Annotated in this window: 21 protein-coding genes; 9 read left to right on the top strand and 12 right to left on the bottom strand. The window is 33.0% G+C overall.

All coding sequences use genetic code 11. From position 1 onward, the window contains the following. Nucleotides 1–278: 278 nt before the first annotated feature. A complete protein-coding gene (locus BMX53_RS09650; protein WP_074746016.1) occupies nucleotides 279–1,031 on the top strand; it encodes a helix-turn-helix domain-containing protein in 753 nt (250 codons plus the stop codon). Nucleotides 1,032–1,532: 501 nt separating this feature from the next. On the opposite strand, the gene BMX53_RS09645 is transcribed toward BMX53_RS09650, so the two are convergent. After that, a complete protein-coding gene (locus tag BMX53_RS09645) occupies nucleotides 1,533–2,180 on the bottom strand; it encodes a DUF6891 domain-containing protein (protein WP_074745995.1) in 648 nt (215 codons plus the stop codon). 6 nt (nucleotides 2,181–2,186) lie between these two features. Continuing rightward, entirely contained in the window at nucleotides 2,187–3,293 is a 1,107-nt protein-coding gene (locus tag BMX53_RS09640; protein ID WP_074745992.1) for an enoyl-CoA hydratase/isomerase family protein, read from the bottom strand. A 283-nt stretch (nucleotides 3,294–3,576) separates the two neighbouring features. Between BMX53_RS09640 and BMX53_RS09635 the strand changes: the two genes are divergently transcribed. Then, nucleotides 3,577–4,485 carry a DUF6268 family outer membrane beta-barrel protein gene (locus BMX53_RS09635; RefSeq protein ID WP_074745990.1) on the top strand — a complete coding sequence of 303 codons (909 nt, stop codon included), beginning with the start codon at nucleotides 3,577–3,579 and terminating at the stop codon, nucleotides 4,483–4,485. A gap of 118 nt (nucleotides 4,486–4,603) precedes the next feature. Here the strand turns inward: BMX53_RS09635 and BMX53_RS09630 are convergent, their stop codons facing one another. Continuing rightward, nucleotides 4,604–5,338, bottom strand: a complete 735-nt coding sequence (locus BMX53_RS09630) for a LytR/AlgR family response regulator transcription factor (protein ID WP_063175917.1) — start codon at nucleotides 5,336–5,338, stop codon at nucleotides 4,604–4,606. 2 nt (nucleotides 5,339–5,340) lie between these two features. Continuing rightward, nucleotides 5,341–6,393, bottom strand: coding sequence for a sensor histidine kinase (locus BMX53_RS09625; RefSeq protein ID WP_074745988.1), 1,053 nt, complete (start codon nucleotides 6,391–6,393; stop codon nucleotides 5,341–5,343). Between the two features lie 828 nt (nucleotides 6,394–7,221). Between BMX53_RS09625 and BMX53_RS09620 the strand changes: the two genes are divergently transcribed. Beyond that, entirely contained in the window at nucleotides 7,222–7,689 is a 468-nt protein-coding gene (locus BMX53_RS09620; RefSeq protein WP_074745986.1) for a copper resistance protein NlpE, read from the top strand. A 484-nt stretch (nucleotides 7,690–8,173) separates the two neighbouring features. Here the strand turns inward: BMX53_RS09620 and BMX53_RS09610 are convergent, their stop codons facing one another. From BMX53_RS09610 to tsaD, 6 genes are all read right to left on the bottom strand, one after another. Then, nucleotides 8,174–8,614, bottom strand: coding sequence for a hypothetical protein (locus BMX53_RS09610; RefSeq protein WP_038986850.1), 441 nt, complete (start codon nucleotides 8,612–8,614; stop codon nucleotides 8,174–8,176). A 289-nt stretch (nucleotides 8,615–8,903) separates the two neighbouring features. Then, nucleotides 8,904–9,482, bottom strand: coding sequence for a hypothetical protein (locus BMX53_RS09605; protein ID WP_038986851.1), 579 nt, complete (start codon nucleotides 9,480–9,482; stop codon nucleotides 8,904–8,906). Nucleotides 9,483–9,916: 434 nt separating this feature from the next. Beyond that, nucleotides 9,917–11,095 (bottom strand): THUMP-like domain-containing protein, encoded by a 1,179-nt coding sequence (locus tag BMX53_RS09600; protein ID WP_074745984.1) that lies wholly within the window; start codon nucleotides 11,093–11,095, stop codon nucleotides 9,917–9,919. Then, entirely contained in the window at nucleotides 11,092–12,186 is a 1,095-nt protein-coding gene (locus BMX53_RS09595) for an AI-2E family transporter (RefSeq protein WP_038986853.1), read from the bottom strand. The genes BMX53_RS09600 and BMX53_RS09595 overlap by 4 nt, the downstream gene beginning before the upstream one ends. 11 nt (nucleotides 12,187–12,197) lie before the next feature. Continuing rightward, nucleotides 12,198–12,902 carry a 16S rRNA (uracil(1498)-N(3))-methyltransferase gene (locus BMX53_RS09590; RefSeq protein WP_074745982.1) on the bottom strand — a complete coding sequence of 235 codons (705 nt, stop codon included), beginning with the start codon at nucleotides 12,900–12,902 and terminating at the stop codon, nucleotides 12,198–12,200. 9 nt (nucleotides 12,903–12,911) lie between these two features. Further along, nucleotides 12,912–13,934 (bottom strand): tRNA (adenosine(37)-N6)-threonylcarbamoyltransferase complex transferase subunit TsaD, encoded by a 1,023-nt coding sequence (gene tsaD, locus BMX53_RS09585; protein ID WP_038986855.1) that lies wholly within the window; start codon nucleotides 13,932–13,934, stop codon nucleotides 12,912–12,914. A 202-nt stretch (nucleotides 13,935–14,136) separates the two neighbouring features. Here tsaD and BMX53_RS09580 point away from each other — a divergent pair, with 202 nt between their 5' ends. From BMX53_RS09580 to BMX53_RS09555, 6 genes are all read left to right on the top strand, one after another. Next, the gene (locus tag BMX53_RS09580) at nucleotides 14,137–18,573 is read left to right on the top strand and encodes a translocation/assembly module TamB domain-containing protein (RefSeq protein ID WP_244154492.1); all 4,437 of its coding nucleotides are present in this window, start codon (nucleotides 14,137–14,139) and stop codon (nucleotides 18,571–18,573) included. Between the two features lie 71 nt (nucleotides 18,574–18,644). Further along, entirely contained in the window at nucleotides 18,645–19,631 is a 987-nt protein-coding gene (gene pfkA, locus BMX53_RS09575; protein ID WP_038986857.1) for a 6-phosphofructokinase, read from the top strand. Nucleotides 19,632–19,654: 23 nt separating this feature from the next. Then, nucleotides 19,655–20,656 carry a type I glyceraldehyde-3-phosphate dehydrogenase gene (gap, locus tag BMX53_RS09570; protein WP_063175910.1) on the top strand — a complete coding sequence of 334 codons (1,002 nt, stop codon included), beginning with the start codon at nucleotides 19,655–19,657 and terminating at the stop codon, nucleotides 20,654–20,656. Between the two features lie 11 nt (nucleotides 20,657–20,667). Further along, entirely contained in the window at nucleotides 20,668–21,513 is an 846-nt protein-coding gene (locus BMX53_RS09565; protein ID WP_063175909.1) for a BadF/BadG/BcrA/BcrD ATPase family protein, read from the top strand. Between the two features lie 8 nt (nucleotides 21,514–21,521). Continuing rightward, the gene (locus tag BMX53_RS09560) at nucleotides 21,522–21,908 is read left to right on the top strand and encodes a methylglyoxal synthase (protein ID WP_038986860.1); all 387 of its coding nucleotides are present in this window, start codon (nucleotides 21,522–21,524) and stop codon (nucleotides 21,906–21,908) included. A 688-nt stretch (nucleotides 21,909–22,596) separates the two neighbouring features. Next, nucleotides 22,597–23,652, top strand: a complete 1,056-nt coding sequence (locus BMX53_RS09555) for a linear amide C-N hydrolase (RefSeq protein ID WP_038986861.1) — start codon at nucleotides 22,597–22,599, stop codon at nucleotides 23,650–23,652. Nucleotides 23,653–23,724: 72 nt separating this feature from the next. Here the strand turns inward: BMX53_RS09555 and BMX53_RS09550 are convergent, their stop codons facing one another. Then, nucleotides 23,725–24,105: a RidA family protein gene (locus tag BMX53_RS09550; RefSeq protein WP_038987897.1), complete on the bottom strand. Its 381-nt coding sequence runs from the start codon at nucleotides 24,103–24,105 to the stop codon at nucleotides 23,725–23,727. A 60-nt stretch (nucleotides 24,106–24,165) separates the two neighbouring features. After that, complete coding sequence (locus tag BMX53_RS09545) at nucleotides 24,166–26,871, bottom strand: putative LPS assembly protein LptD (RefSeq protein WP_074745978.1); 2,706 nt, start codon at nucleotides 26,869–26,871, stop codon at nucleotides 24,166–24,168. Nucleotides 26,872–26,918: the final 47 nt, after the last annotated feature.

Here is a 26,918-nt window from a genome sequence, read left to right as displayed (position 1 = left end):
GTTTTTTACAGCGGTTGACATTAGATTATTTAATAGTTTATCAATAGTAGTAAAGATATATGTTAATGACACTAAGTATCAGTAAGCTTTAGGTAAATGTATAGCATTTTGAAATTCCCCCGATTCAACGTGTTGTACCATCTATAGTTTCATCTTTATGATAATCCTCCATAGACTTGAGATATCAAATCTGTAGTATTGTAAGGATCTCACTGGTGGTTGTTAATTTAGAAGTTGACACAACTTAGGTGTATAGAGAAGGAAAAAAGAATAAAAAAATGAGTGTTTTATTGGTATGGTTCTTAAGCATATTTTCAGGGGGAAGTATGAATCTAGAATGCAGTGTTAGTAATCTAAGCGATGTGAGTAATTACATCCAGGTAAGTAAGAGAAAACTGTTAACTAGTGAAGAAGAAATAATGTTAGGTGTGCCTAGTAACTTAAATATAAGTTTGCTAAATGAGAGAGATGAGTCAGATCCTACTTTATTTAAAGTTCTAGTTGCTTTTTACAGTATTGCCTTACTGATTGTTGGTTCTGTGGCGTTATTTTATTTTAAACGATCTAAGGAGTTAAAGCGGGTTATTAGAGAACTGTTTGATTCAGATACTTCCGAAGTAACAGTGGTTCAAGAGGAAGTTGTAGATGAAAAAAGATATATTACGCAGGAAAAGGAAGATGCTATATTAAGTAAACTAACAGACTTCGAAAAAGAAAAGGGATTCTTAGATAAGGGAGTTTCTTTAAATGCTTTAGCTAGTAATATAGGAGTCAATCATAGATATTTATCCTATGTAGTCAATAAGAATAAGAAATGTGATTTTGCATCTTATGTCAATGAATTGAGAATAGGTTATATCGTGGATTGCTTAAAGACTGATTCAAAGTATGCAAAGTATAAGATAAGTTATTTGGCAGACAAGTGTGGTTTTGCCTCACATAGTCGTTTTACAGTTACTTTTAAAAAAGTAACTGGTGATTCTCCTTCTAACTTTATCAATAAATTAAAAAGAAAAAAAGAAGCTGCATAAATAAAACCCTCTACAAGGGAGTTGTAGAGGGTTTGTTGTTTATATAACTGTATTTCCTTGCCAAATCTAGTATTGAGAAAGGGTAACAAATAATTGTGCGCGTTTATTTGTAAGTAGTAAATTACTATTTTTAGTATGGAATCCTTTTATACAGTTACACTGTTAAGCGATTTCTGAAACCATTATTTTGAATATTTATATAAGTATAATATGTATTCTTTTGACTATTTAGTGTGTGTATAAAGTCACCACTTTGACAACTATTATAAGAGTAGTTGTTAGATCATGTACATGTAATCTTGTTAGAAAACTATTGTAGTTTTTATTTGTAGTACAAAATAAGGTATTATAAACGAGGGAAAATATGATAAATAATAGCTTTTGTAGATATATTTAAATGTATATTACTCGACTGTGTAAATGGTTGTAATATAGATTGTTGTTTCTGATTATTTATCATATTCTCATTTTGTGTATATTAAAGATACACGAGTTTTTACTCTATTTGTTTTGCAACAGCTTATCAGCTACAGCATCATAGTCAAGTATGATGTTATTCTCTGGCTTATATACTTGTTGCCAAGGGAAATTAAGAATTGTTATTTTCTGAGTAGCAGTTTGACCCCAGTCTGTTTGTAGTCCATTTTTATTCAAAGTAGCTACTATTGTTTTTCCTACTGCTATTGAATCTTCATCTTTCTCTGAGTGTAAGTCGTGAAAAGAGAGTCTTAGTACAGGTTCTATATCTCTAAATGCACGTTGCAAGTCTTGTTCATGGTAAAAACATACTCCTGTAGATCGTTTGCCTTTGTCTAAAAGTAAGGCTTCTATTTGATCTATTTCATAGTATGCATCATCAGCACTATATCCCGCATAGTGTAGTGCAGTAATATTTTGTTCTATTAACTGATCAAATGCTTTGATAAGTTTCTGCGTAGTAGTAGGAACATGCCAATTCTTACTAGCTTTAAGAAGAATTCTTTGTTCTTTTTCTATCGTTTCTTTCACCCATTTTTCGCTTACTTGGCGCTGTAGTTCGTTTACTTGGATTTCTTCAGCTATAAACTCTTCAATTTCTTCAGTATCCCAAAAGCCCGATTTAACTAAAGCACTAATGGATTCTAGAATGAATTTTTGTTCTTCTGACATGATATGTTATTGTTTTAAATTACTAAATGGATGTGTGTCTTCAGACCATAGTGGAGAGAAGTGACTCTCTACCCATGCTGAGGTAACTTTAGAGATGCTATTAGGAGACCATTTAGGTGATTGATCTTTATCTATTAGTAAAGCTCTCACACCTTCTGAGAAGTCTGGATGTATAGTAAATTGACACGTTAGATTTAATTCTGAACGAAATACTTCCTCTAGACTATAGTGCTTACTATCCATCAACTGTTTAAAAATAACAAATACCGAGGAAGGTGAGCCTTTAGTTAAGAAAGAATAGCCATCTGCTACCCATTGATCCTTCTCTGCTTCTGGAGATATTATATCTAAGAATTCTTGTACAGATTTTACTTCTTCTAGTTTAGATATTAAAGCATGGTGAGCCTTAGCCTTAGATTCAGGTATATCTGCTTTGTTTACACTAGCGTTTGTTAGGATATTAGCAATAATATCTTCTATATTAGCCTTATCATTTTCTTTAGCTAATGCTGATATTATTTCTTCTTTTACAGTAGATGGTAAATAGTAATCTGCTATTCCTAAGAACATAGCATCGGCTCCATCAAATCTAGTTCCAGTCATACCTAAGTATAATCCATATGCAGAAGGCATTTGATTTAAGAAGTAAGACGCTCCCACATCTGGATATAATCCAATACTAATCTCTGGCATTGCTAAGATACTTCTCTCTGTTACAATGCGGTGAGATGCTCCTGCTAGTAGACCTAGACCTCCACCCATAACGATACCATCTCCCCAAACTACAATAGGTTTAGAGTAAGTATGAATTAAGTAATCAACACTATATTCAGTAATAAAGTACTTAGTGCACAATGGGGGAACCTGGTTAGGATCTATGAGTTTTTGTTCTTCTATTGCTTGTCTAACTTGACGAATATCTCCTCCTGCACAGAATGCTTTAGTTCCTGCTCCTTGTAAGAAGATACATTTGATACTATCATTGTTTTGCCACTCGAGTAGAGTTTGTTGTAATGCTTCTACTATTTCTAAAGATAGAGCATTAAGTGACCTTTCTGAGTTAATGGTTATTATACCTAGATGATTGTTTATGTCTGTTAATACTACACTCATAGTTTTATTTTTTAGGATATTAGAGATGTGATTCTGCAAGAATAATAATCGTATAAAAAGTATATAAACGTATTCTTTTCAGATCAAACATAATTTGGGTATAAAGTACGTAATTTTTTTATAATTATACGTTGTACTGGACAAGGATGTTCAGGTGAGAAGAGTTACTTGCTGTAAAATGTAATAGAACACAGAGGTACATATATCAATATAAAACGGCCGTTGGTCAAATTATTTTTACTGCTTCTTTGAGTTGTAGTTTGTTTGTGACAAATTAATAAAGATGAAAACAGTATTTAGCGTTATTATTTTAACCACATTGTTGTTAAGTGTGAGTACAATTCAAGCACAGAAGAAAATTCAAGGAGAGTTTAAAGTAGATTATGTACCGATGTCTAACTATATTAGACCTATTGATAGTTTAAAAACAGACTCTAAGAGTGATTTTAAAAAAGTAGAAATAGCTATAGAAATTCCATTATCTATGAAAATGGATCACAGAGATAAACCTCGTATTTGGTCTATTATTGGATATGGTGGTTATGCAAAGATGCAGCATAAAGATTACGAGGAAAACTTGTTGCCAGAAGAGTTATTAAATGCTTATGTTGGTGTTAAGCACTTTAGGTCTATTAGTGATTCATGGTCGTTATTGCTTATGGGAACAGTAGGCGTTTACACTGATATGACAGATATTAATAAGGACGCAATATTAGGCCAGGGAGGCGTCTTTTTTATTAAACACTTTAATCCTAACTTATCATTAGGAGCAGGGCCAGTATTGACTAATAGTTTTGGTGTACCTATGGTTTTACCAGGTATATATTTAGATTGGGAGACTAGAGGTGATTTTTATGTCAAAGTAACCTTTCCTAAAGGAGCAGAAGCTGGATATAAGTTTACCGAAGCTTTCACACTTAGCGCAGCTATAGATTTACAAGGGATGACAGCTATTGTAAAACAAGACAATCAAAGTAAACTATTAGGGCTACAGCAAATAGTTGCTGGAGTTAGACCAGTTATCAAGTTCTCAGATAATATGGTATTGTCTTTTACAGCAGGTAGTACACTAGTGAGGTCTTTTTCGTACAATGAGCGTAAACTAAAAAATATCTTTAAAGAGAAAAAAGAAGCTGACCCTAGATTCTCTACTACATTTTATGCTGGAGCATCGCTTAAATGGAGTTTATAAAAAATAAAAAGTAGCGATTATGGCTTTAATTAAAGAAGATAATAAAGGGAGTAAGATCTTGTGATTTTACTCCCTTTATTTGTTTTATATTTTGTCTTGTTGACTTTTAAGGTGTTTTCTATTTGCTCAATAAATTTTTAAAGACAATCTCGTTAAGCAGTGATTCTTTTCGCATACGAGAGATTGGTAATTCTACTTTTTTTATTTGCACTCTATTTCCTGTTATAGAGTCTATGTGAGTAATATTAATAAGATAAGATTTATGTATTCTATAAAACTGATCTTTAGGTAGTAATTCTTCTATAGCCACCATTGTCTGATGTATAATTAAGCATCTGTCTTTTAAGTGTAGCTTAATATAGTTTTGCATCGCTTCTATATATACGATATCTGACCATTCTATCTTTACATAGCTATCATCATGTTTTACAAACACGGAGTTATCAGCTACTTCTAATCTAGCGCTATTACGTAGTGTGAAAAGTTCTTTCGCCTTAATAGCAGCCTGATAAAAACGATTAAAAGCAATAGGTTTTAGTAGATAATCAACCACTTGTAATCTATAACCTTCTAAAGCATATTCAGAATAAGCAGTAGTAAAGATAACTAAGGGTGGTTGTTTAATAGATTCTAAGAAATCAATACCAGTTAGATAAGGCATATTAATATCTAGAAACATCAAATCATAAGTATTGTTCTCTATGAGTTCTTGAGCTTCTAAAGCAGAGGCACATGATTCACTAGCTTCTAGAAAATCTACTTTGTTTATATATTCTATTATTGCTCTTCTAGCTAACGGTTCATCGTCAATTACTAAACATTTTAAAGGAGCTGTTTTTTTACTGCTAGTCATTTTTATTCACTTAATTTAATAGACAGTTCTACTATGTGTTTCTCATCTGTATGTGTGATATCGAATATATGTGAATCAGCGTATTGCATAGCTAATCTCTTTCTTACATTTTCAATACCTATTCCACCTTGAGCTTTTTCTATTTTAAATCTAGTACTATATGAATTCTCAATGTATAAAGTTAAGGTATTATCTTTTTCGATACAGTTTATTAAGATATAACCTTTTGTATTAGGAAGCCTAGATACGTGTTTAAAGGCATTCTCTATTAAAGGCACAAGTAGGAGTGGGGTGATCTGTAATTTCTTGTTAGACAGCTCCCAATTGCATTCTACATCTAATTCATCTCCCCATCTTACTTTTTCTATATCTACCAGATCTTGGAGATATTGAATTTCTCGATGCAGTAATACTAATTTATGATTGCATTCATAAAGCTGATATCTAAGGATATCAGAGAATTTTAATAGTACAGTAGAGGCTAACTCTACATTGCTTTGCATAAGGATATGGATGTGATTAAGTACATTAAACATCAGGTGTGGATTGATTTGATCCTGAAGTAATTTAAGATGTGCTTCTAAGTGCTCTTGTTTTAGCTTAGCATTTACTTGTTCTATTCTATGATGTTCTTGAAAAGCTCTAAGCCCACATGTTGTTGTTATAATTGCCATAGCAGATGGTATGTTCTTATAGAGTTGTGTTGCAAACTTTTCTTTGAACATTATAATGTGTTGGGCAGAGAAGTAATCAATATCATTAGGGTAATGAGGAAACAATGTTGATCCCAGTGCTAGTAGTATATCTAGTATTATGATAAATATAAACGCAATAATAACGAAACTCTTGATGTTATTCTTTTTCAGAGCTTTTGGTAGCACATACTCACTTACATATAGAGATATTCCCATAAAGAAAAACATTATGATAAGGGTAGGAATTAAGGATATCCAAGGGCTCTCAGGGACAAGCATACTTGTCCATATTGATAGGGTTAGAGTTGTACCAAAAACAATGTAGAATAGGTTCTTTATTAGTTTAAAGTTTGTAGTCATTATCTTACTGGTGTAATGTTAGTCTATTTATTAATATACAAAGGTTATACTATTAAGTAGATGTAGTGTGAAATATTTGACTAATGGCTATTATTTTTTGACGAACTGTTTAGACTATTGGCGACACTAAAGTATTAGATTGCTGTATACAGGGAATAGAAAGTTTAAAAAAATCCGAGTATTATGGATACTCGGATTTATAAAGCGCTAGTAAGAAAATTAAAATACTCTTTATTGTTAAGATATACTATTTACTATCTGTATTAATAAATAGCGGATCTATGTTTTTTGTTAAAATGTGTGCAACAACAAAAACTACATTAATTACCCAAATATAGTGTAATTAATAATATGTAGATAGAATTATTGTATTCTTAATGAAGAATTATTTTTAAAGTTAAAGAATTAATAATATATATTTTTGTTAAAAGAATGCTTGTTGACTCTATTTGTCATTTAATAGATGCGTTTATTATCTGTAATTTGAGAATCTGATGTATTAATGTAAAAAAAACAGAGGTCAATAAAGTGAAAATGTAACTATACTTAACAATTATATTAAGAAGAAGTAAAAATGTTTCCTTGTTTGATGTGATATGTCTTCTAAAGGGGAGTTTTACTATGTTTTCTCTGTTTTAGGTTATGTCTAGATAAGTGAAAATTATTAAATAAATATTGTAGAAATAAACGTATTGCTTTCTTTTTTTATGCGAAAAGTTAAAGAATAGGGTAATATTGTAATTTTATGAAAAAAGTAAGGTTAGCTGTTGAGTAGTATGTTATTTGTTGTAATTTTAATCAATCAAAATATAAAAAAAAAATAAAGACATGAAAGGAAAAAAAATGTTAGCATTAGCTGTATTAGTTACAGGTATCGCCTTTGTTGGATGTAAAAATGATAAAAAAGAAGAGACTGCTGCACCAACAGAACAAACAGCAACTACTCCAGAAGCTGAAGCTCCAGTATCAGGTGATACATCAGAGACATCTTTAGACTGGGCTGGTACTTATGTAGGAAATCTTCCAGGAGCTAATAGCGACATGGAAACTACTGTAGTTTTAAATGCAGATAAAACATTCGCTATGACAACTGTATACGTTGATAAAGCAAGTGAGAAATTCGAAGAAAAAGGTACATTTACATGGAATGCTGAAGGTACTATCGTTACTTTAAAAAATGAGAAAGGTGATGCTACTCAATTTAAAGTACAAGAAGGAAGTATCTTAAAATTAGATCAAGACGGTAAAGAAATTACTGGTCCTACAGCTAACCTTTATGAACTTAAGAAAAAATAATAAACACTTTTAGTGAATATGGAAAAACCTTTCGGAAGAAAGGTTTTTTTTGTTTATAATAGTTTCTATTCTTTTAGTCTTTTTGATTTGTACAGAAGTACAGAACCAATACTCAGTGTTAGGAGGCTTATAAATATCTCCTTGTTTAACTCTCTTGAATCTATGTGATTGATAGTATTTAATCGGTCATTATAGTTGTACAGTAAACTCCCTAATATTATTAGTGAGGTTAGTATAATCAAGTAGCTTGTAATTTTTAATTTTGTCTTCATAACATCTTTCTTTTTAGTGATTAATGTACTGAACTTGTATTTGTTTAAGAGGTAAAATGTTAAATAGTGGACATGTATTACCTTAATAATAGGTGTTTTATGTATTGTAATCACGTTGTTTATACTAATAATACAAAAGTTAGGCCAAAAAAAAACTCCACTAAGGGAGTTTTAGTATTTAGTAAATGATTTATAATTTATTTTTTCATAGCTTATTTTATAGAGATAAGTTCTATAGATAATAAATCTTTATGTCCTATAGCAGTCAGATATATTTCATTAGGAGTTAACTTATCTATTTTTAAACGTAATGTCTCTTGATTTTCTGTTGATACTAGTGTAAGTATATTTTTGTCTAGACTATAAGTTCCTTTGTCTTTTTTCTCACTATATCTATCATACATAGTATAGTTACCATTATTTAGATCTACTTCAACAGAAGACAATTGATATGCTGTTTTGCTAGCTTGGCTAACACTCGGGGTAAAAGCATAAAAAGTAGTCAACCATTTCTTATCTAGGTTTACTTCATTAATACCTACGTTTTGTGATTTTGGTAGGTTGTTACTATCATCTGTAGAAGAGCAGCTTTGTAGCATTGAAACCGACAGAATCGATAATAAGGAAACGGAAAAAGCGATAATTTTCTTCATAGTTTGTTAGGTTTACTGCAACCATAGTGGTGGGTATGATTGCGATTTGTTATTAAAATTATGATAAAGTTTTGGTAATAACAAATTATATTTCAAAAAATGTTATTAAATAGTAGGCCTAATGTATTATGATGTGGGGAATGTATTTCCGTAGTATTATATAGTGGGGAATCTATAATGTCAAGAAATGACGTCTAAAGATACAAAAAAAGGTTTTTAGAATTTCTAAAAACCTTCTATAATTTATCGCGTTAGGCGACTTTATTAGTGTTATGTCTTCATATAGAGACTATTCTATACAAGGAATATTATCTATAAAAAATCTCGTTGGACTTGTTTTTACATCTACTATTGTAGATTTTAACTCACTTTCTATTACAAATAGTTCTGTACTACCTGCAAATCTAATTTGGACTAGCGAGATAGGAGATTGCTTCAGTAGTGCTAAGTGCTCTTTTTTGATATAGAAATTAGCGTCTAGTATTCTGATGTTTTTTTGTCCCTGCTGATCATACGTGTACGTATCACATTTGTCTTCATCTATGTAATGTGCAGATATGGTAGTACCATTAACTAACTTGATTGATACCATACTTTTTCTCGCCACACAATTAATTGGTATAAAGTCTGGACTTTTCTGTAAGTACTGTATGTTTAAGAATGGTACTCCATTAGTGGTAATTAGCGAAAAGAATAGAGAACTAGTAGAAGATACTCTATCAAATTCATAAACTAGTACATTGTTAGTTTTCTTGATAGAAAGAGAATCTGTCACTTCTTCATAATCAATAGAGCAATTCTTTGTTTGTGCTTGGCTGATAGTTGTGCAAAGCAAAGTGATAAGTAGTAAAAAAGTTAGTTTTTTCATTGTTAATTAGGTTTGCAACCAAATTATAATAATTTTTTAATATACCAATCAAATTATATGAAATACTGATAATAAACTTGAGCCTCTGCTGTGATTATACTAAGTGCTAGTAGAGTATACTAATCTGACTTTTTAAGTTATTCATTCTTGTAATATCTATCTGTAAGTGGTTTTTTATTAAAGTTGTGTTTTTTAGAGATTTAGATGTAGTGTAAGTATAGTGCTAGTATAGTGTAAGTATAGTGCAAGTACCAAAATACCGTAAAATGGTACTTAGACTATACTAGAATTGCTTTAAGAGTTTACTTGTACTAGCATAAAGCTAGGTGTACTAATTATCAATATGCTAGTTAACGAGTAAACTAGAGTAGAGTGATTTTAGAGAATAAAAAAAGCCCAATTACATTGTGTAATTGGGCTTTCATTGTATAATTTTAAGCTTTTGTCGTGACGATTATGATCTTTTCGTTCTTAAGATTGGTTGTAAAGAATAAGTAGGTATCACCTCCATCCTTTATTTTCCATTTTTTTCTTATTTCTTCTACCTTGAGAGGAAAGTTTCGAATGGTTACATTGGCTTTAAGATTAGTTAGATATTCTTTAGCTGTCTGTTTATTATAAGGTAGTATTTGTTTTATCTTAAAGCTTCTTCCTGCGAAAGGAATTAATTGTTCGTTAGTATATAGATGACTATGTGGGTGTAGCTTATACAGCTCATAGTTAGTACTTACCTCATTAAACTTTCCAGTCTTTAAGATAGCAGCATTAGGTTCGTATAGATACTGTAGTGGCTCTGAGAATTTAGCTTCAGAATCACTGTCTAATGTAGTACTGAAGATCTGAGTTTCTTCTTTTGTAATATTAGCAGCTATTAATGATATAGGACCAGTATAGTCTTTCTCTAAATGCCATAATAACTCCTTAACTTCATTTTGAAGCGCAACGATATGAATTGATTTAACGTTAGTTAATTCATTTATACCTGCGTGAATATCTAGTAGAGGAGACGTCTTGATAACAATATTGTTGCTGCGAGAGAATAACAAGTCTAAGTGTTCTGGAACATTAGGAGCACAGTCACTTAAGAAAAACACTTTTTCTTTAGCATCATTTCGTCTATGCGGATCCACATAGATATAGTCCCATGTATGGGCGTTATCTTTTAGGTATACTAAACTATCTCCTGTATGGCATTGAATATTTTGCACCGCTAGTGCCGAATTATTTAGCCTTACTATTTCGCTTAAGTCTTCTTGCATCTCACAATGCAGAACGTGTTTAAAGTTTTTGCCGAAGTAATAGCAGTCGATACCAAATCCCCCTGTAAGATCTATAATAGATTCTCCTCTAAAGAGTGAAGCTTTATAATGAGCACACTGTTCAGAAGAAGTCTGTTCGATAGATAACTTTTTAGGGAATAAGATATTATTAGTGTTAAACCAGGTAGGTAGTTTATCTTTTGATTTCTTTTTGGACTCTATTTGTGTCAAAAGATCAATCATATCTATATCTTCAAAAGGGCTTTTTTTGAAAGCCATTTTAGAGATATCACTATCTAAGTGGTTGTGTATATATTGTTGTACTTCTTGTTGTAAGAATAACTCGGTTTTCAATATAGTTTTTTTGTAAGTAGTTGTACAAATCGATTGTTAGGTAAGAACTCTTTACCAATTACCTTAAGACAAGTATAGATAGGTATAGCTGCAATCATACCAAATATACCTCCAAACATACCACTAGCTAAAATAACAATGAATATCTCAAGCGGATGAGACTTTACACTATTAGAGAAGATGATAGGCTGGTTTATTACATTGTCTATTAGTTGTATCGCTAAGAAGCCTAGCATCACTGTAATGGCTTTAGGAAGAGTTACCTCGCTAAAGTTATCTCCTATAAAGCTAAGCATCGTAAATACTACTGATAGTACATTTCCGATAAGTGGTCCTATATAAGGGATAATATTTAGAATAGCTACTAAGAAGGCTATCATTAGGCTTCCTTTTACACCTACTACTGCTAGTAAGATGAAGGATAGGACAAAAATTATTGTCATCTGGGCTACCAAACCTAAGAAATAACGCGATAATAGTGAGTTAATCTTATCTATAGAGGTTAATACTTTATTCTCATGTTTAGATGGGAACATCTTTTTGAATTGGTATTCTAATAATACTTGATCTTTCAAGAAGAAGAAAGTGATAAATAGAATAGCAAATACTCCCATACCAAATTCACTTAACAGTCCTAAGATTGTATTAAATAAGTTAGGAACAAAGTCTAGCTTTAGGTGTGAGCGAAAGTTAGAACCTTCTATGATTTTGTCTAAACTAAAACCTTTAGTATCTAGGTAAAAATCAATCTTCTGAATAAGTCCATTGAAATCTTCTTGTAAATGAGAAGTGTTTAATACAGAAAGGTTTTGTGCCTGTGTAGTAAACAATGGGATAAACATAAAGATAAAACCTAAGAAAAAGGTTAGGAATAAAAAGACAGTAACAGTTACTGCAATTACTTTAGATAGGCGAAGCTTCTTTCTAAGGAATTCAACAATTGGTTTACCAATTAGGGCTAGTACAAATGCAAATCCTGTGTAAACAAAGATGGAACTAATTTGTAAAAGCATTGAACCTAGTAGTGCTAGTGCAAATAATATCAATACAGCACGTACTATTCCTTTAGAGATTGTCTTAGCATCTATCATAAATATGAGTTTTATTCGTTTGTAAATACGAAACTGTGTACTGCTACTAGAGCAGCTGTCTCTGTTCTTAATCTTGTGTGTCCTAGTGATACTGGGCGATACCCTTTCTCTAAAGCTAAATTGATTTCACTAGTAGAGAAGTCTCCTTCTGGACCTACTAAAAGTAAGTAATTTTTATGAGTGTCAATGCTGTCTTTTAACAATACTTTTTCGGTTTCTTCACAATGAGCTATGTATAATTCTCCTTCGTGATTTTTATTAAGAAAATCCTTTAATGAAATAGGCTCGTTTAAGATAGGTAAATGATATTGTAGCGATTGTTTCATCGCTGACTGAATGATTTTCTCAAAGCGTTCTGTTTTCACTATCTTTCTCTCAGAGTGATCACAGATGATCGGTGTGATCTCGTGTATACCTATTTCTGTTGCTTTCTCTAAGAACCACTCGTAGCGTTCATTCATTTTAGTGGGAGCTACAGCTAGGTGTAGACGAAATGGAGTAGGAGCTTGATCCTCTGAAGATACAATCTCAGTGACACATTTCTTATCAGAGTCTAGTGTAATCTTAGTGGTAAATAGTGTTCCTTTTCCATTAGTAACATGTAAGATATCTCCCATCTTACGTCTTAGTACTTTAATGATATGTTTGCTTTCATCTTTGTCAAAAGTGAAAGTTGGCTGTCCTTTTTCTATCTCAGGTGAATAAAATAATTGCATAGCGAGGTTTTAAAATTCAATACGTGCTTTAGAAACTACTGAAGAATCAGCAAAAAGAGATTCTTTAAATCTATAGTAACCTACTATACCAATCATAGCAGCATTATCAGTAGTATATTCAAATTTAGGAATAAATGCTTTCCACTTGTATTTCTTCTCTCCGTCTTTTAGAGCCTGTCTGATACCTGAGTTAGCAGATACACCTCCTCCGATAACAATCTGTTGTATACCAGTTTCTTTGACAGCTAGTCTAAGCTTATCGATTAGGATTTGTATGATAGTATGCTGTATAGAGGCACAGATATCGGCTTTGTTTTCTTCTATGAAATTAGGGTTAATGGCCACGTTCTTTTGAATGAAATAAAGAATCTGTGTTTTTAATCCACTGAAGCTAAAGTTCAGACCATCTACTTTTGGTTTAGTAAATTGAAAAGCTTTAGGATTACCTTCTTTAGCATATTTGTCTATTAATGGACCTCCTGGGTAAGGAAACCCTAATACTTTAGCTGATTTGTCAAAAGCTTCACCTACAGCATCATCAGTAGTCTCTCCTAAGATTTCTAAGTCAAAGAAGCTATTTACTTTTACGATCTGAGTATGTCCTCCTGATATAGTCATTGCAAGGAATGGGAACTCTGGTTTATCATACCCTTCCTCGTCTATAAAGTGACATAGGATGTGAGCGTGCATGTGATTAACAGCTACCAATGGAATGTCTAATGCTAAAGACAAACTCTTAGCAAAAGAACCACCTACTAATAGTGATCCCATAAGACCAGGACCTTGAGTAAATGCAATAGCACTTAATTGGTCTTTAGTAATACCTGCTTTTTTAAGAGCGATATCTACTACAGGTACAATATTTTGTTGGTGAGCACGAGAAGCTAGTTCTGGTACTACACCTCCATACTCTTCATGAATCTCTTGTCTAGCTACGATATTAGACAATACTTTGTTGTCAGCCATAATTGCTGCAGAAGTATCATCACATGAGCTTTCTATGGCTAAAATATAGTTGGGTTTTGAAGACATTTTTTTATTCTATAATTAGATAATTTATTAGGCGTAATTCTACTCAACCCTATGGAAAATTATTTAAATTTGCTAATTGTTACGTTATTTTACGAACGTATGAGTAGATTGGGGCAAATTTAAAACATAAAACGTTATCAAAAAATTTAATAAAATACTTTTTCGCTTGATTCTAGGTGTGTTTGGCTTGATTATTATAATCATGGGAGCCCTTACTTTACCTATGGTTCAAACGTTTTTAGCTCAACAAGCTGTCGAAAAAATTAACAGTGAGTTTGGAACTAAGCTAGAGATAGAGAAGTTAGCGATAAATATATTCGGACGTATTACTTTAAAAGAGGTTACGGCTAAGGACAATCACGATAATAAATTTATAGAGATACAGGCATTCTCAACTAATATATTAGACTTTAACGAACTAATCCAAGGGCGACTATACTTTGGTAGTGGTACTGTTGATGGTTTATATTTAAGAATACACAAGTACAAAGGGGAAGAGTTGACGACTCTAGATCACTTTATCAACGCTTTTGACGATGGTAAAGAGGGACAGGGGAAGTTTAGATTGAAGTCTTCTAATGTGACGATTAAGAATACTCGATTTACAATCTCAGATGATAATGCAGCAACACCTATAGCTGTTGATTTTAAAGATATTAATGCCGAGGTAAAGGACTTCTTTATCAAAGGGCCAAATATATACGCCAATATCATAAAATCTAGTTTTACGGATAATTGGGGGATGGGTGTTACCAACCTTTCAGGTAACTTTACACATACTAAGACTAGTATCTCTATGGAGAAACTAGATCTTCAAACTAGAAAATCTGCTATAGAGGGGGACTTAGAGTTTACTTATGCTCTAGGTGATATGAAATATTTTACTGATAAAGTAAATTGGAATTTCGAAATACGCAAAGCAGTATTAAACTCTTCTGACTTAAATGCTTTTACAGGGATATTTGCAGAGAATAAGATGGTTTATGTCTCAGGTCATATAGATGGGGTGATGAATGATTTCTATATGAAGAATGTTGGACTAGTAGATCAGAACTCTTCGAATATTAGGGGATTGTTTCACTTTAAAAATGTTTTTGATAAAGAGAAGCCGTTCTGGATGAATGCTAATGTTGATAGATTATATATTACTCGCGATAACATAGTAGGTTTAATGCCTGAGTTGTTATCAGATAAACTGCCTGCTGAGTTGTCTAAGCTTGGTAATGTTGATATAGTAGGGGATATAGAGATGACTAAGCGTACGCTTAATACTAATATCAATATGCTTACTTCTATTGGTAAGGGAAAAGCTGTTATAGAAATAGAGAATTTAGACAATCCTGACTTAGCTGCTTATAAAGGAAATGTAGTATTAGAACAGTTTGATTTAGGAGGATTGATTGGCAATGATAATTTTGGTGTTACTTCACTAGATCTTGATATTGATGGGGTAGGATTTAATCAAAAGTCATTGAATACTTCTATAAAAGGGGATATTTTCTCATTTGTGTTTGCTAAGTATAAATATACTAATATAGCAGTAGACGGATTGATGAAGATGCCGTATTATCGAGGTTTAGTGCATAGTGAGGACCCTAATCTTAAGATGGACTTTAACGGAATGATAGATCTTAGTTCTAAGATTAAGAATTATGACTTCGTTGCTCAGGTTGATTATGCAGATTTACATGCATTGCGTTTAGTAAATGATACTTTATCTAAGTTTAAAGGAGAGTTTGAGTTTAAAGCTACTGGAAATTCATTAGATGATCTAGCTGGAACATTCATAATGAAGAATACAGAGTATATTAACTCTAAGGATACCTATATGTTTGATCACTTTATATTAAACTCTGTGTTTAATGAAAAGAGTGAGAGAGATATCACCTTTAGCTCTAGCGAAGCAATAGATGGGTATGTGAGAGGAAAGTTCTTGTTTAAAGACTTAAAAGCACTCTTTACAAATGCCTTGGGAAGCTTATATACAAACTATTCTCCATATAAGATAAAAGAAGATCAATACTTAGATTTTGATATTACAGTCCACAATAGGCTGATAGAGGTATTCTTGCCTCAGTTAACTGTAAGTGCTTCTACTCATGTGGAAGGAAGTATTGATAATGATAATAATATCTTTAAGCTTAATTTCTCTTCTCCAAGTATAGGTATTGCAGACTTTAATTTCTTTAATATTTTATTAGACGTAAATAATTCTAACCCACTGTACAACGCTTATGTGTCTGTGGATAGTATGAAATCTAAGTTCTATAAAGTATCTGACTTTAATCTTTTAAATGTAACTCATAATGATACTCTTTTTGTTCGTTCAGAGTTTAAAGGAGGGACTCATGGTAAAGACAAGTTTAATTTAAACTTATACCACACTATTAATGAAGAGAATTTATCAGTAGTAGGATTTAAAAAATCGGATGTATTCTTTAAAGATTTCTTGTGGAGCATAAACGAAAAAGAGAATAAAGAGAATAAGATTGTCTTTAATAAAAAATTAGAGGACTTCACAGTTGATAATTTGTCTCTTTCTCACAATGGGCAAGAGGTAAATCTAAAAGGAGCAGTACGCGATTCTACATATAAGCATTTTGACTTAGAGTTTAAGAAAGTTGATTTAGCAAAGTTTACTCCAGATATGAATAATCTTGAGTTTGCTGGTAATATTGACGGGGAGGTTCACTTCTCTCAAGTAAAAGATGTGTTCCAACCTAAGGTAGATTTAGCAATTGAGGATTTAGCTATTAATAAGGTTAGATTAGGTAACCTAGTACTTAATGTAGATGGGGATGATCGATTAGAGAAGTTTAGAGTAAAATCTAATATTGTAGATAATGATAAGGAGAAGTTCTATCTTAATGGAGATCTTGATATCGTTAATAAACAAATGCAGCTTAATCTAGAGTCAGGCTTTAAAGAGTTTGATGTGAAAGCGATTGAACCATTATTGGCTTCAATTGTGTCTAATGTTCGCGGTACCACATCAGGTAAGATAAATATTCAAGGGACGGCTAAAAAACCAGAGGTAAATGGTCGACTGCATTTGAATAATGCCGGTATGAAGTCTAAGTTTACAGGAGTAGATTACAACTTCGAAGAAGATGCTGCTCTTGACTTAACAGAGAGACAGTTTATTCTTCGCAAGGTTCGTATTATTGATTCTAAGTATAAAACAGAGGGAATTATAGATGGTGATATTTCTCATAAGATGTTTAATGATTGGGCTTTAAACCTTTCGTTGTCATCAGCTAATTTACTTGCATTAGATACGCAGTATGAAGAGGGAAGTATTTATTATGGTACAGCTTTCATTAATGGTATGGCTAAGTTAAGTGGGCCTGTGGAGATGCTGGCTATTAGTATTAATGCCACTTCTAATAAAGGGACAGCAATTAAAATACCGTTAAAAGAAGCGCAAGGAACAGGAGAGAATAACTTTATTTATTTCTTATCTCCACAGGAGAAAGCACTTAGACAGAAAGGAACGAATTACGATCCATATAGATATAGAAATAGTGGAATAGAGCTTGACTTTGAATTTGTCTTGACTCCTGATGCTTTGATAGAGATTATCTTAGATAGAGAATCTGGACATGCTATGCGTGGTAGAGGAGCAGGATTTATTACTATGGAGATTAATACTCTAGGTAAGTTTAATATGTGGGGAGATTTCCAAGCATATGAAGGGGAGTATAACTTTAGATATGGAGGACTTATTGATAAGAAATTTGTAGTGAAGAAATACGGTACTATTCGTTGGGATGGAGATCCTATGAATGCGATCTTAGATCTACAAGCAATCTATCATACAGATGCTAATCCAAGTGTAATTATAGATAACTCAATTATCAATAGGAAAGTACCTACAGATGTAGCGATTGTCTTAAATGGTAGTTTAAGCAGTCCTGAGGTTGACTTTGAGATTAACTTCCCAACAGTAAGTTCTGTTGTTAAGTCTGAGTTAGATTATAAGTTAAGTGATAGAGATACTCGTGAGCGTCAGGCTATGGCATTATTAGCCACTGGTGCATTCTTTTCATCAGATAACTCTTCTTCTACATTAGCAGGAAGTTTGTTTGAAAGAGCTAGTAGTATTTTTGACGACTTATTCTCTGATGAGGATGATAAGTTTAAAGTAGGTCTAAACTATGCCCAAGGTGAAAGAAACCCATATACGCAAACAGAGGGACGTGTAGGGGTGACCTTCTCAACTAAAGTAAATGATCGTATCTCTGTCAATGGTAAACTAGGGGTGCCAGTAGGAGGAGTAGAGCAATCTGTTATCGTAGGAGATGTAGAAGTAATGCTTCGATTAAACGAATCTGGTTCGTTAAGTGCGAGAGTATTTAATCGTGAGAATGATATTAACTACATCGGAGAGGGTATCGGTTATACACAAGGTGTAGGATTGTCATATGAGGTAGATTTTGATACATTTAAGGAATTACTGTCAAAAATCTTAAATAAGGCAGAGCAAGATAGCAAAGACAATAGCAAGAAAAACAAACAAGATAACGATCGATCAGAGGAATTGCCAGATTCTGATTTTAATCGCGATTTCATTAAGTTTTATGAGAATAGACGCAAGTCATCAGAAACTTCTACAGAGACATATAATTTAACAAAATAATTGAAATTTTAAAGGTTTCTATTTTTGTTAAAATGGTCTATTATTCGTAAATTTACTCAAAACGATAAAATATGAGTAAGGCGATTAAAAAGATCGGTGTCTTGACTTCTGGGGGAGATGCTCCAGGGATGAATGCAGCAATTAGAGCAATTGTTCGTACTTGTTCTTACCACAACGTGGAGTGTATAGGTATATTTAGAGGATTCCAAGGATTGATAGATGCAGATTTCGAAGTGTTAGGACCTAGAGATGTAAACTATATCATTAATAAAGGAGGTACTATTCTTAAGACAGCACGTTGTGTGGCTTTCCGTACTGAGGAAGGTCGTAAAGTAGCTTATGATAATTTAAAGAAAGCAGGAGTAGATGCTCTTATAGTAATAGGAGGAGATGGAAGCTTTACTGGTGCGATGGTATTGAGTAAAGAATTCGATATTCCTATTATGGGTATCCCTGGAACTATAGATAATGATATTCACGGTACTAGCCATACTATTGGGTTTGATACAGCATTAAATACAGTGGTAGACGCAGTGGATAAAATTAGAGATACTGCAAGTTCACATAAACGTCTATTCTTCGTAGAGGTTATGGGACGTGATGCTGGGCATATTGCTTTAAATGCTGGTATCGGTGCAGGAGCAGAAGAAATCCTTATTCCTGAAGAGAATATGGGGATGGAACGTCTGTTAGAATCACTTAAAAAGAGTAAAAAGTCAGGAAAATCGTCTAGTATTGTTATCGTAGCAGAAGGAGAGAAGTTAGGAAAGAATGTATTCGAATTAGGAGAATACGTAGAGACTAACTTACCAGAATACGAAGTGCGTGTGTCTGTATTAGGACATATGCAGCGTGGAGGTGCTCCATCTTGTTTTGACCGTGTTTTAGCAAGTAGATTAAGTGTTAAAGCAGTAGAAACATTATTAGAAGGTGGTAGTAACTATATGGTTGGATTAATTAATGATCAGGTAGCTCTAACTCCATTAGAGCAAGCGGTTAAAGGTCATTCACCAGTAGACCAAGAGTTGCTAAGAGTTTCTGATATTATCACAATTTAAAGAAATAATAAAATATAAAGATTATGAAAACAAGAATTGGTATTAATGGTTTCGGACGTATCGGACGTTTAATGTTAAGAGAAGCTGCTAAAAATTCTAATGTAGAGATTGTTGCAGTAAATGATTTGATGGCTGTAGAGCACTTAGCATATTTAATTAAATATGATTCTGTGCACGGACGTTTTGACGGAACTGTTGAGGTTAAAGATGGTCATTTAGTGGTTAACGGACAAACTATCCGTGTAACAGCTGAAAAAGACCCTTCTCTTCTAAAATGGGATGAGGTAAAAGTAGATGTAGTTGCTGATTGTACTGGTATCTTTAAAGAATTAGATAGCGCTCAAAAACATATTGATGCTGGTGCAAAAAAAGTATTAATCTCTGCTCCATCAGCTACTGCTCCAATGTTCGTAATGGGAGTAAATGAGAAAAAACTAACTGCTGCAGATACTATTATCTCTAATGCGTCTTGTACAACTAACTGTTTAGCACCTTTAGCTAAAGTTGTTAATGATAACTTCGGTATCGTTGAAGCTTTAATGACAACTATTCACGCTGCTACAGCAACACAGTTCACAGTAGACGGACCATCTAAGAAAGATTATAGAGGAGGACGTTCAGCGTTAAATAATATTATTCCAGCTAGTACTGGTGCTGCTAAAGCAGTAGGTAAAGTTATTCCTGAGTTAAAAGGAAAATTAACTGGTATGTCTATGCGTGTTCCTACAGCTGACGTATCTGTTGTTGACTTAACAGTGAAAGTTGCTAAAGGAACAACTTACGAAGAAATTATGGTTGTGCTTAAAAAAGCAAGCGAGAACGAACTAAAAGGTATTATGGCATTCGTAGAAGACGATGTTGTGTCTCAAGATTTCGTATCTGATACACATACTTGTATTATCGATGCTAAAGCTGGTATTGCTTTAAATGATACTTTCTTTAAGTTAGTTGCTTGGTATGATAACGAGTATGGTTATTCAGCTAAGATGGTTGATATGGCTATCTTATTAAACAGTGTAAAATAATATAGATTTTAATGAAGATAATCGTCGATAGTGGTTCCACTAAGGCTGATTGGATCTTCTTTGACCAAAATAATAATGTTATAACTTCGGTGACTAGTCTTGGGCTAAATCCCGAAGTTATTACTTTAGAAGAGTTCTTTACCCGTGTTAATACAGTGCCAGATATCTGTAAAAACAAAGATGAGGTTAAAGAACTTTATTTTTATGGGTCAGGGTGTGGATCTGATCGAACAAAGAATATTGTAAAAAACTTTGCAGAGGAGTACTTTACTAATTGTACTAATATCAACGTTCATGAGGATACTTATGCTGCTATTTATGCAACTGTAGGTAGAGGTGAGACTGGGATTGTGTGTATCAATGGTACAGGGTCTAATGTCTCTTATTTTGATGGACAGAAAGTGTATCAACGCATTCAATCTTTAGGCTTTATGGCTATGGATGACTGTAGTGGTAGTGCTTTAGGAAGGCTGATGATAAAGAGTCTCTTTTTAAATATGATGCCAAAAGATTTAGCAACATCATTTAAAAGTAAATATGACCTAGATGCTGATGTCGTAAAGTATAACTTCTATAAAAAAGAAAATCCTAATGCCTATATGGCTTCTTTTTTACCATTTTTGATTGAGCATAAGGATAAACCTTTCTTTAAAGAGATGATAAGAGAGCAGGTTACTTTTTTTGCAGAGCATTATATTAAGAATAATCCAGAGTATGATAAAGTGCCTGTGCACTTTGTGGGATCTGTGGCTTATTTTTTACAAGATGAGTTTAGAGAGGTGATGGCGGAACACAATATTCAAGTGGGTAAAATAATACAAAAGCCATTGGATGGTTTAATCGAATATCACAAATAAGATAAATTATGGAGATAGCAATTGTAGCACACGATGCTAAGAAGAAAGAAATGTTGGAGTTTATCAAAAAAAACAGAGATATCCTTTCAGCTGAAGGTATTTCTCTTATTGGTACTGGTACAACTGGTAGTATGGCAGAAGATGCTGGATTTACAGTTAGAAGAATGCTTTCTGGTCCATTAGGAGGGGATGCTCAGATAGCTGGACGTGTAGCTGAAGGTAAAACAGAGATGGTCTTATTCTTTAAAGATCCTCTAGGTAAACATCCACACGAACCAGATATTAATATGTTATTACGTGTATGTGATGTACACAACGTGCCATTAGCAACAAATGAAGCATCAGCTCAGTTGTTGTTAAACGCAATCAAAGCTAATTTTTTAATCAAAGAATAGGTTTTACAGATATATAGAGGTGCTAGTAAGCACCTTTTTTTATGCTCTAAATTGAGATTGTGGATAGTTAGATCTATATTTTGCTCTTTAGAAGTATAAAAACTCTAAATAATCTAGTATGAATAACTCTATAAAGTAGTTTTGTTGCATAAGGAGGATTTAAGCTAGATAATTTATATAGATGGTGTTCTTGGTTTATTTCTGCTCAATCGTTTCTCTAATGGCTTAAAAATACTTTTAAAAACTATGCTGTTTTGTCTTTTACAATCTAATTATATAAAATGAGGTTGTAAAGTATGTTTTCTTCGGAGAGTCATCGGGCAAGTATTTGAAGTTCTTCGCAAAACAGTACTTCGTTCCGAAGAAATACTGAAGTCTTCAAAAGAGCTTCCGATAAAACGAATGTGTTTTATTTGTTATTGTATTGTTTTATAGAGTGTTATGTTTTTAAAAGTGGAAATAAATGGTCTTTTTAAGAACTAAGTGGTAATAAATGGATATTTTAGGTAATAAATGGAAGTAAGTGGAAGGGAGTTAAAAAACATAAATTTATTTGATGTATTTAGGGACTTGGAATGACTTTTGTTTGAATCAATAGGAGTAATAATTCGCAATATTATATTTTATTGAATTATTTTTAATTAGAAGATAAAAAACTTAATTTAGTAGTACTTAAACTTGATAAATTATGAAAAGAATAAAAAGGATATTAACAGGGGCATTTGTTTTCGGTGCGTTTGTTTTAGGAACAAATGATGCTGATGCGTGTACACGTGTAGTTTATAAAGGACCTAACAATACAGTGATTACTGGTAGGTCAATGGATTGGAAAGAGGAGATTATGCCTAATATTTGGGTGTTTCCTAAAGGAATGGAGCGAAATGGAGAAGTAGGAAAAGCATCTATTAAGTGGAAGTCGAAATATGGAAGTGTTATTACTTCTGCTTTTGATATCGCTACTACAGATGGTATGAATGAGAAAGGACTAGTGGCTAATATTCTTTGGTTAGTAGAGTCTAAGTATCCTGAGTATAATCCAGATGGAAAAGATAAGGGGATTAGCTTAGCAGCATGGGCTCAATATGTATTAGATAATTATGCTGATGTGAATGAAGCAGTAACTGATCTTCAAAAGAATCCTTTGATAGTAGTGACAGCTAATACTCCTGGTCGTACGACATTAGCGACTGTTCACTTAACTATTTCTGACGCTAAAGGTGATAATGCTGTTTTTGAATTTATAGATGGAAAACTTAAAGTATATCACGATCCTTCATATACAGTAGTGACTAATTCACCTACTTATGATAAACAGTTAGCGATTAGAGATTATTGGAACTATCTACCAGGTAATAAAGTTCTGCCAGGAACAGGTAGATCAGAAGATCGCTTTGCTCGTGCTTCTTACTATGCTACAGCAGTAGAGCAGAGTGCGGATGAACGCGTTTCTGTAGGATCTGTATTTAGTATTGTTCGTAACGTATCAGTGCCTTATGGTGTGCATATTGATGGAGAACCTAACTTATCTTCTACTAAGTGGAGAACAGTGTCTGATCAAAAGAATTTAGTGTATTACTATGAAGATCCGATTGCTTTAACTCCAATGTGGTTAGATTTAAAAGCAATTGATTTTAGTGAAAAGTCAGGTGTGCGTAAATTGGATGTTTCTAAAAAACAACAACACTCAGGATTAGTTAATAATAAACTAGAAAAAGCTAAAGCATTTCAGTTTTTGGGTATTTAGTGAAATAACAATAAATAAAAAGCGTGGTTATCTTACTTAGATAACCACGCTTTTTTATTTCTGTATTTTAGTTTATTTAGAAGCGATCATAGAGATTTCTACGTTCACATTTCTAGGTAATTTTACTACTTGGATACATTCTCTTGCAGGTGCTGTAGCAGCAGTAAAGAAACTTCCATAGATCTCATTTACTTTAGAGAAGTCATTCATATCAGTTAAAAAGATAGTTGCTTTTACTACATTTTCAAAAGTCATATTAGCTTCTTCTAAGATTGCTTGAAGGTTAGCCATTACTTGTTTTGCTTCATCTTCAATTCCTGTTGTTACAAGAGTTTCTGTAGCTTGGTTAAATGGAATCTGACCAGAGATAAACAATAGGTCACCTGTCATTACAGAGTGGTTATATGGTCCGATAGGAGCAGGAGCTTTGTCTGAGTTGATTATTTTTTTCATCGTATTATGGTTTAAAAAAAGAGGAAGAATATAAATATGCTTCCTCTTTATGATTATTTGTTATCTGTATATTTTGTCTGGAGCTTTTCGTTTTTCCCACTTGATATCGCTCAACATTGAAGAACGGATACCGATAAAGAATCCCCAGCTAGTATATGTTCCGATAGGTACCCATGAGAAGTCCATACGCCAACTCTTTAAATCTCTCTCAAATCTTAATTGAGTGAAGGTAACCCCTTTTTGAACAAAGTCATAACCTGTAGAGAAACCTACTTTCCAGTTAGGGGTAACATCAATATTACCAGAAACCATAACTGAGTTATTGACTATTTCATTTTGCCTTGATGAGTTGTTATAGGTCATCGAATAAGCAAAGGTCAAATCCCACGGGAGCTTGGCGTTAAAGAATCCGCCAAAAGGCTTGTCTTCATCTTCATCTCCTAGTGTACTCTTTTTCTGATTACCTAGTTCAACTGCTCTACCAAAAAGGTCGTCATTACGTCCACCATTGTCTACTGAGTTTTGGTTCTTCTTGTCGTCAGAACCTCCAAACATAGCATCTTTACTAGACATTGACCAGTTAACTGTAAGGTTGGCACTCGTCAAACGGAATAAGCTACCTCCGTTATTAATATTGTAAGTGTCTATACGACGGTTGTTATTGTCTAATGCATAAGGGTCTAATGTAGCTCCTAAGTTAATCTGCATCTTATCTTTAAATAACGCTGTTCCTGTACTAATACGCATTGGAGCCCATTTTAAAGAGTCAGCAGACATATTATAACTAGTAGAGAAGTTTAAGCTATTTAAAAGCATTACTTTCTTAGGTTCGCCTTTCTCATTCTCATCATCTCTTACTTTAGCTTCAAAGGTGTTACTTAAGTTAAAAGACATCATATTAGAATTATACCTACCTGGTGCTCCGAATATACCATTTTGGAATCTAGTATAGTCTTGCATAGTTTGTCCTGTGGCATCTATTGCATAAGTATCATAGTACTGCTCAAAGCTTGGTGTATAAGAGTATCCAACACTTGGTCTCATTACGTGACGAATAGCTTGTAACTTTTTATCTTCACCAAAGTTGAATGTTCCGTATACTGTAGTACCTATACTAGCATTAGCACTATAGGTTCTAAAGCTATCAAAACCGTTAACTCTAATGTCATCAACTTTATTTGTCTGAGCGTTGTATTCTTTCTTGATTGTATTAAAATACCATACTTCATTATATGAAGCTCCTGCTGTAACTGAGAAGTATTTAAATATCTTAAAGTTAGTAGCAATTGGAATACTATGTTGGAAAGCAGTATTTAAACTGTCAAACATTTCTCTTTTAAAGAAGTAATCTTCATGTGTTTTAACACGGTTTTCTCCACGAACAGAGTAAGAGAAGTTTAAGTTTTTGATAATACCTTTTTTAGAACCGTATTTAGGAGCAAAAGGGAATACACGATCTACGTTAACTTGTAAAGTAGGTAAGGTCATGTTGATCTCTTTTGTGTTTGTCGATTGTGAGTGAGTAGCTGTCAGGGAAATATTCACTTGTGGTACACTTTCGAAAGTTCTTTGGTAACTAATAGATGAACTCATTGTGTTGTTCAATGATGAACCAACGTTGTATGAGTTATTCGATTGTCTAAAGTATTGGCTACTACCTAAGTTAACGGATGCAGAGAATCTTGAGTTAGGATTGGCTTTACCGTCTTGACTGTGATTCCACTGAATGTTATATAGTTTACTAGAAGCGTAATCAGGTAATCCTTTTTCTGAGAAGATATTGTTCTCGTAACGGATTAACACGCGCCCATTGTATTTATATCTCTGTGCGTATGAACTGTTAAGGCGTAATCCCCAACTTCCGTTAGTGTAGTAATCCCCTAAAACGTTTAAGTCCATCTTATCACTGATAGCGAAATAATATCCCCCGTTTTGGATATAGTAACCTTGTTGGTTGGTATCTCCGAAACTAGGAATGATAAATCCTGACTCTGCTTTTTCTGACATTGGGAAGAATGCGAAAGGCAATCCAAGAGGAGTAGGTACATCAGCAATAACCATGTTCGTAACTCCAGTTACTACCTTCTTTCCAGGTACTAACTTTACTTTATTTGTGCGGAAGTAGTATTCAGGATCATCTAAGTCTTTGGCAGTAGTAAAGATTACATCTTTCATAAAGTAAACAGAGTCATTCTCTTTTTTACTTATTCCAGCTTTAATTCTAAACTCTCCTTGTGAAGTACGTGATTTAAATACAATTGCTTTTTTAGTTTTAGTATTAAAGCGGATTGAATCTGGTTCTACTACTTGACTCCCTTGTTTAAATACAGGATATTGACTCATATTACCTACGCTGTCTTTAATACCTCCAGCATAGATTTCATTCTTCTCGTAGTTAAATATAATCTTACCAGCAGTTAATTCGTAATCTTGGTAACGAATCTCTGCTTCATTATATAGAGTGATTTCTTTTTTTGCTAAATTAAGTGCTTCGTAATCTTTAGCCTTTCTAAATACCAATCCTTCTAATAAAGGTTTTGTTTTAGGAGCTAAAGTATCTTGAGCTTTTTTTGGGGATTTTAAAGTGTCTCTTACAGGCACAGTTGAGCGTTCTATAGTATCTTTAGGGGTAACTATAGAGTCTTTTTTTATTGTAGTATTTACAGTAGTAAATTTTTTATTGTAGTCTTGTGCAGTACTTTTTTGTGTTAAAGTTGCTCCGAAAACAGATAAAATGAAAACGATATTAAAAATATTTGTTCGCAAACCTATATATATGCTATTTTTGTAAAATTAAGCGCGTTGTTTTTAAC

Source organism: Myroides marinus, assembly GCF_900109075.1.
GTDB lineage: Bacteria > Bacteroidota > Bacteroidia > Flavobacteriales > Flavobacteriaceae > Flavobacterium > Flavobacterium marinum_A.
This window is presented reverse-complemented; position numbering and strand designations above follow the sequence as displayed.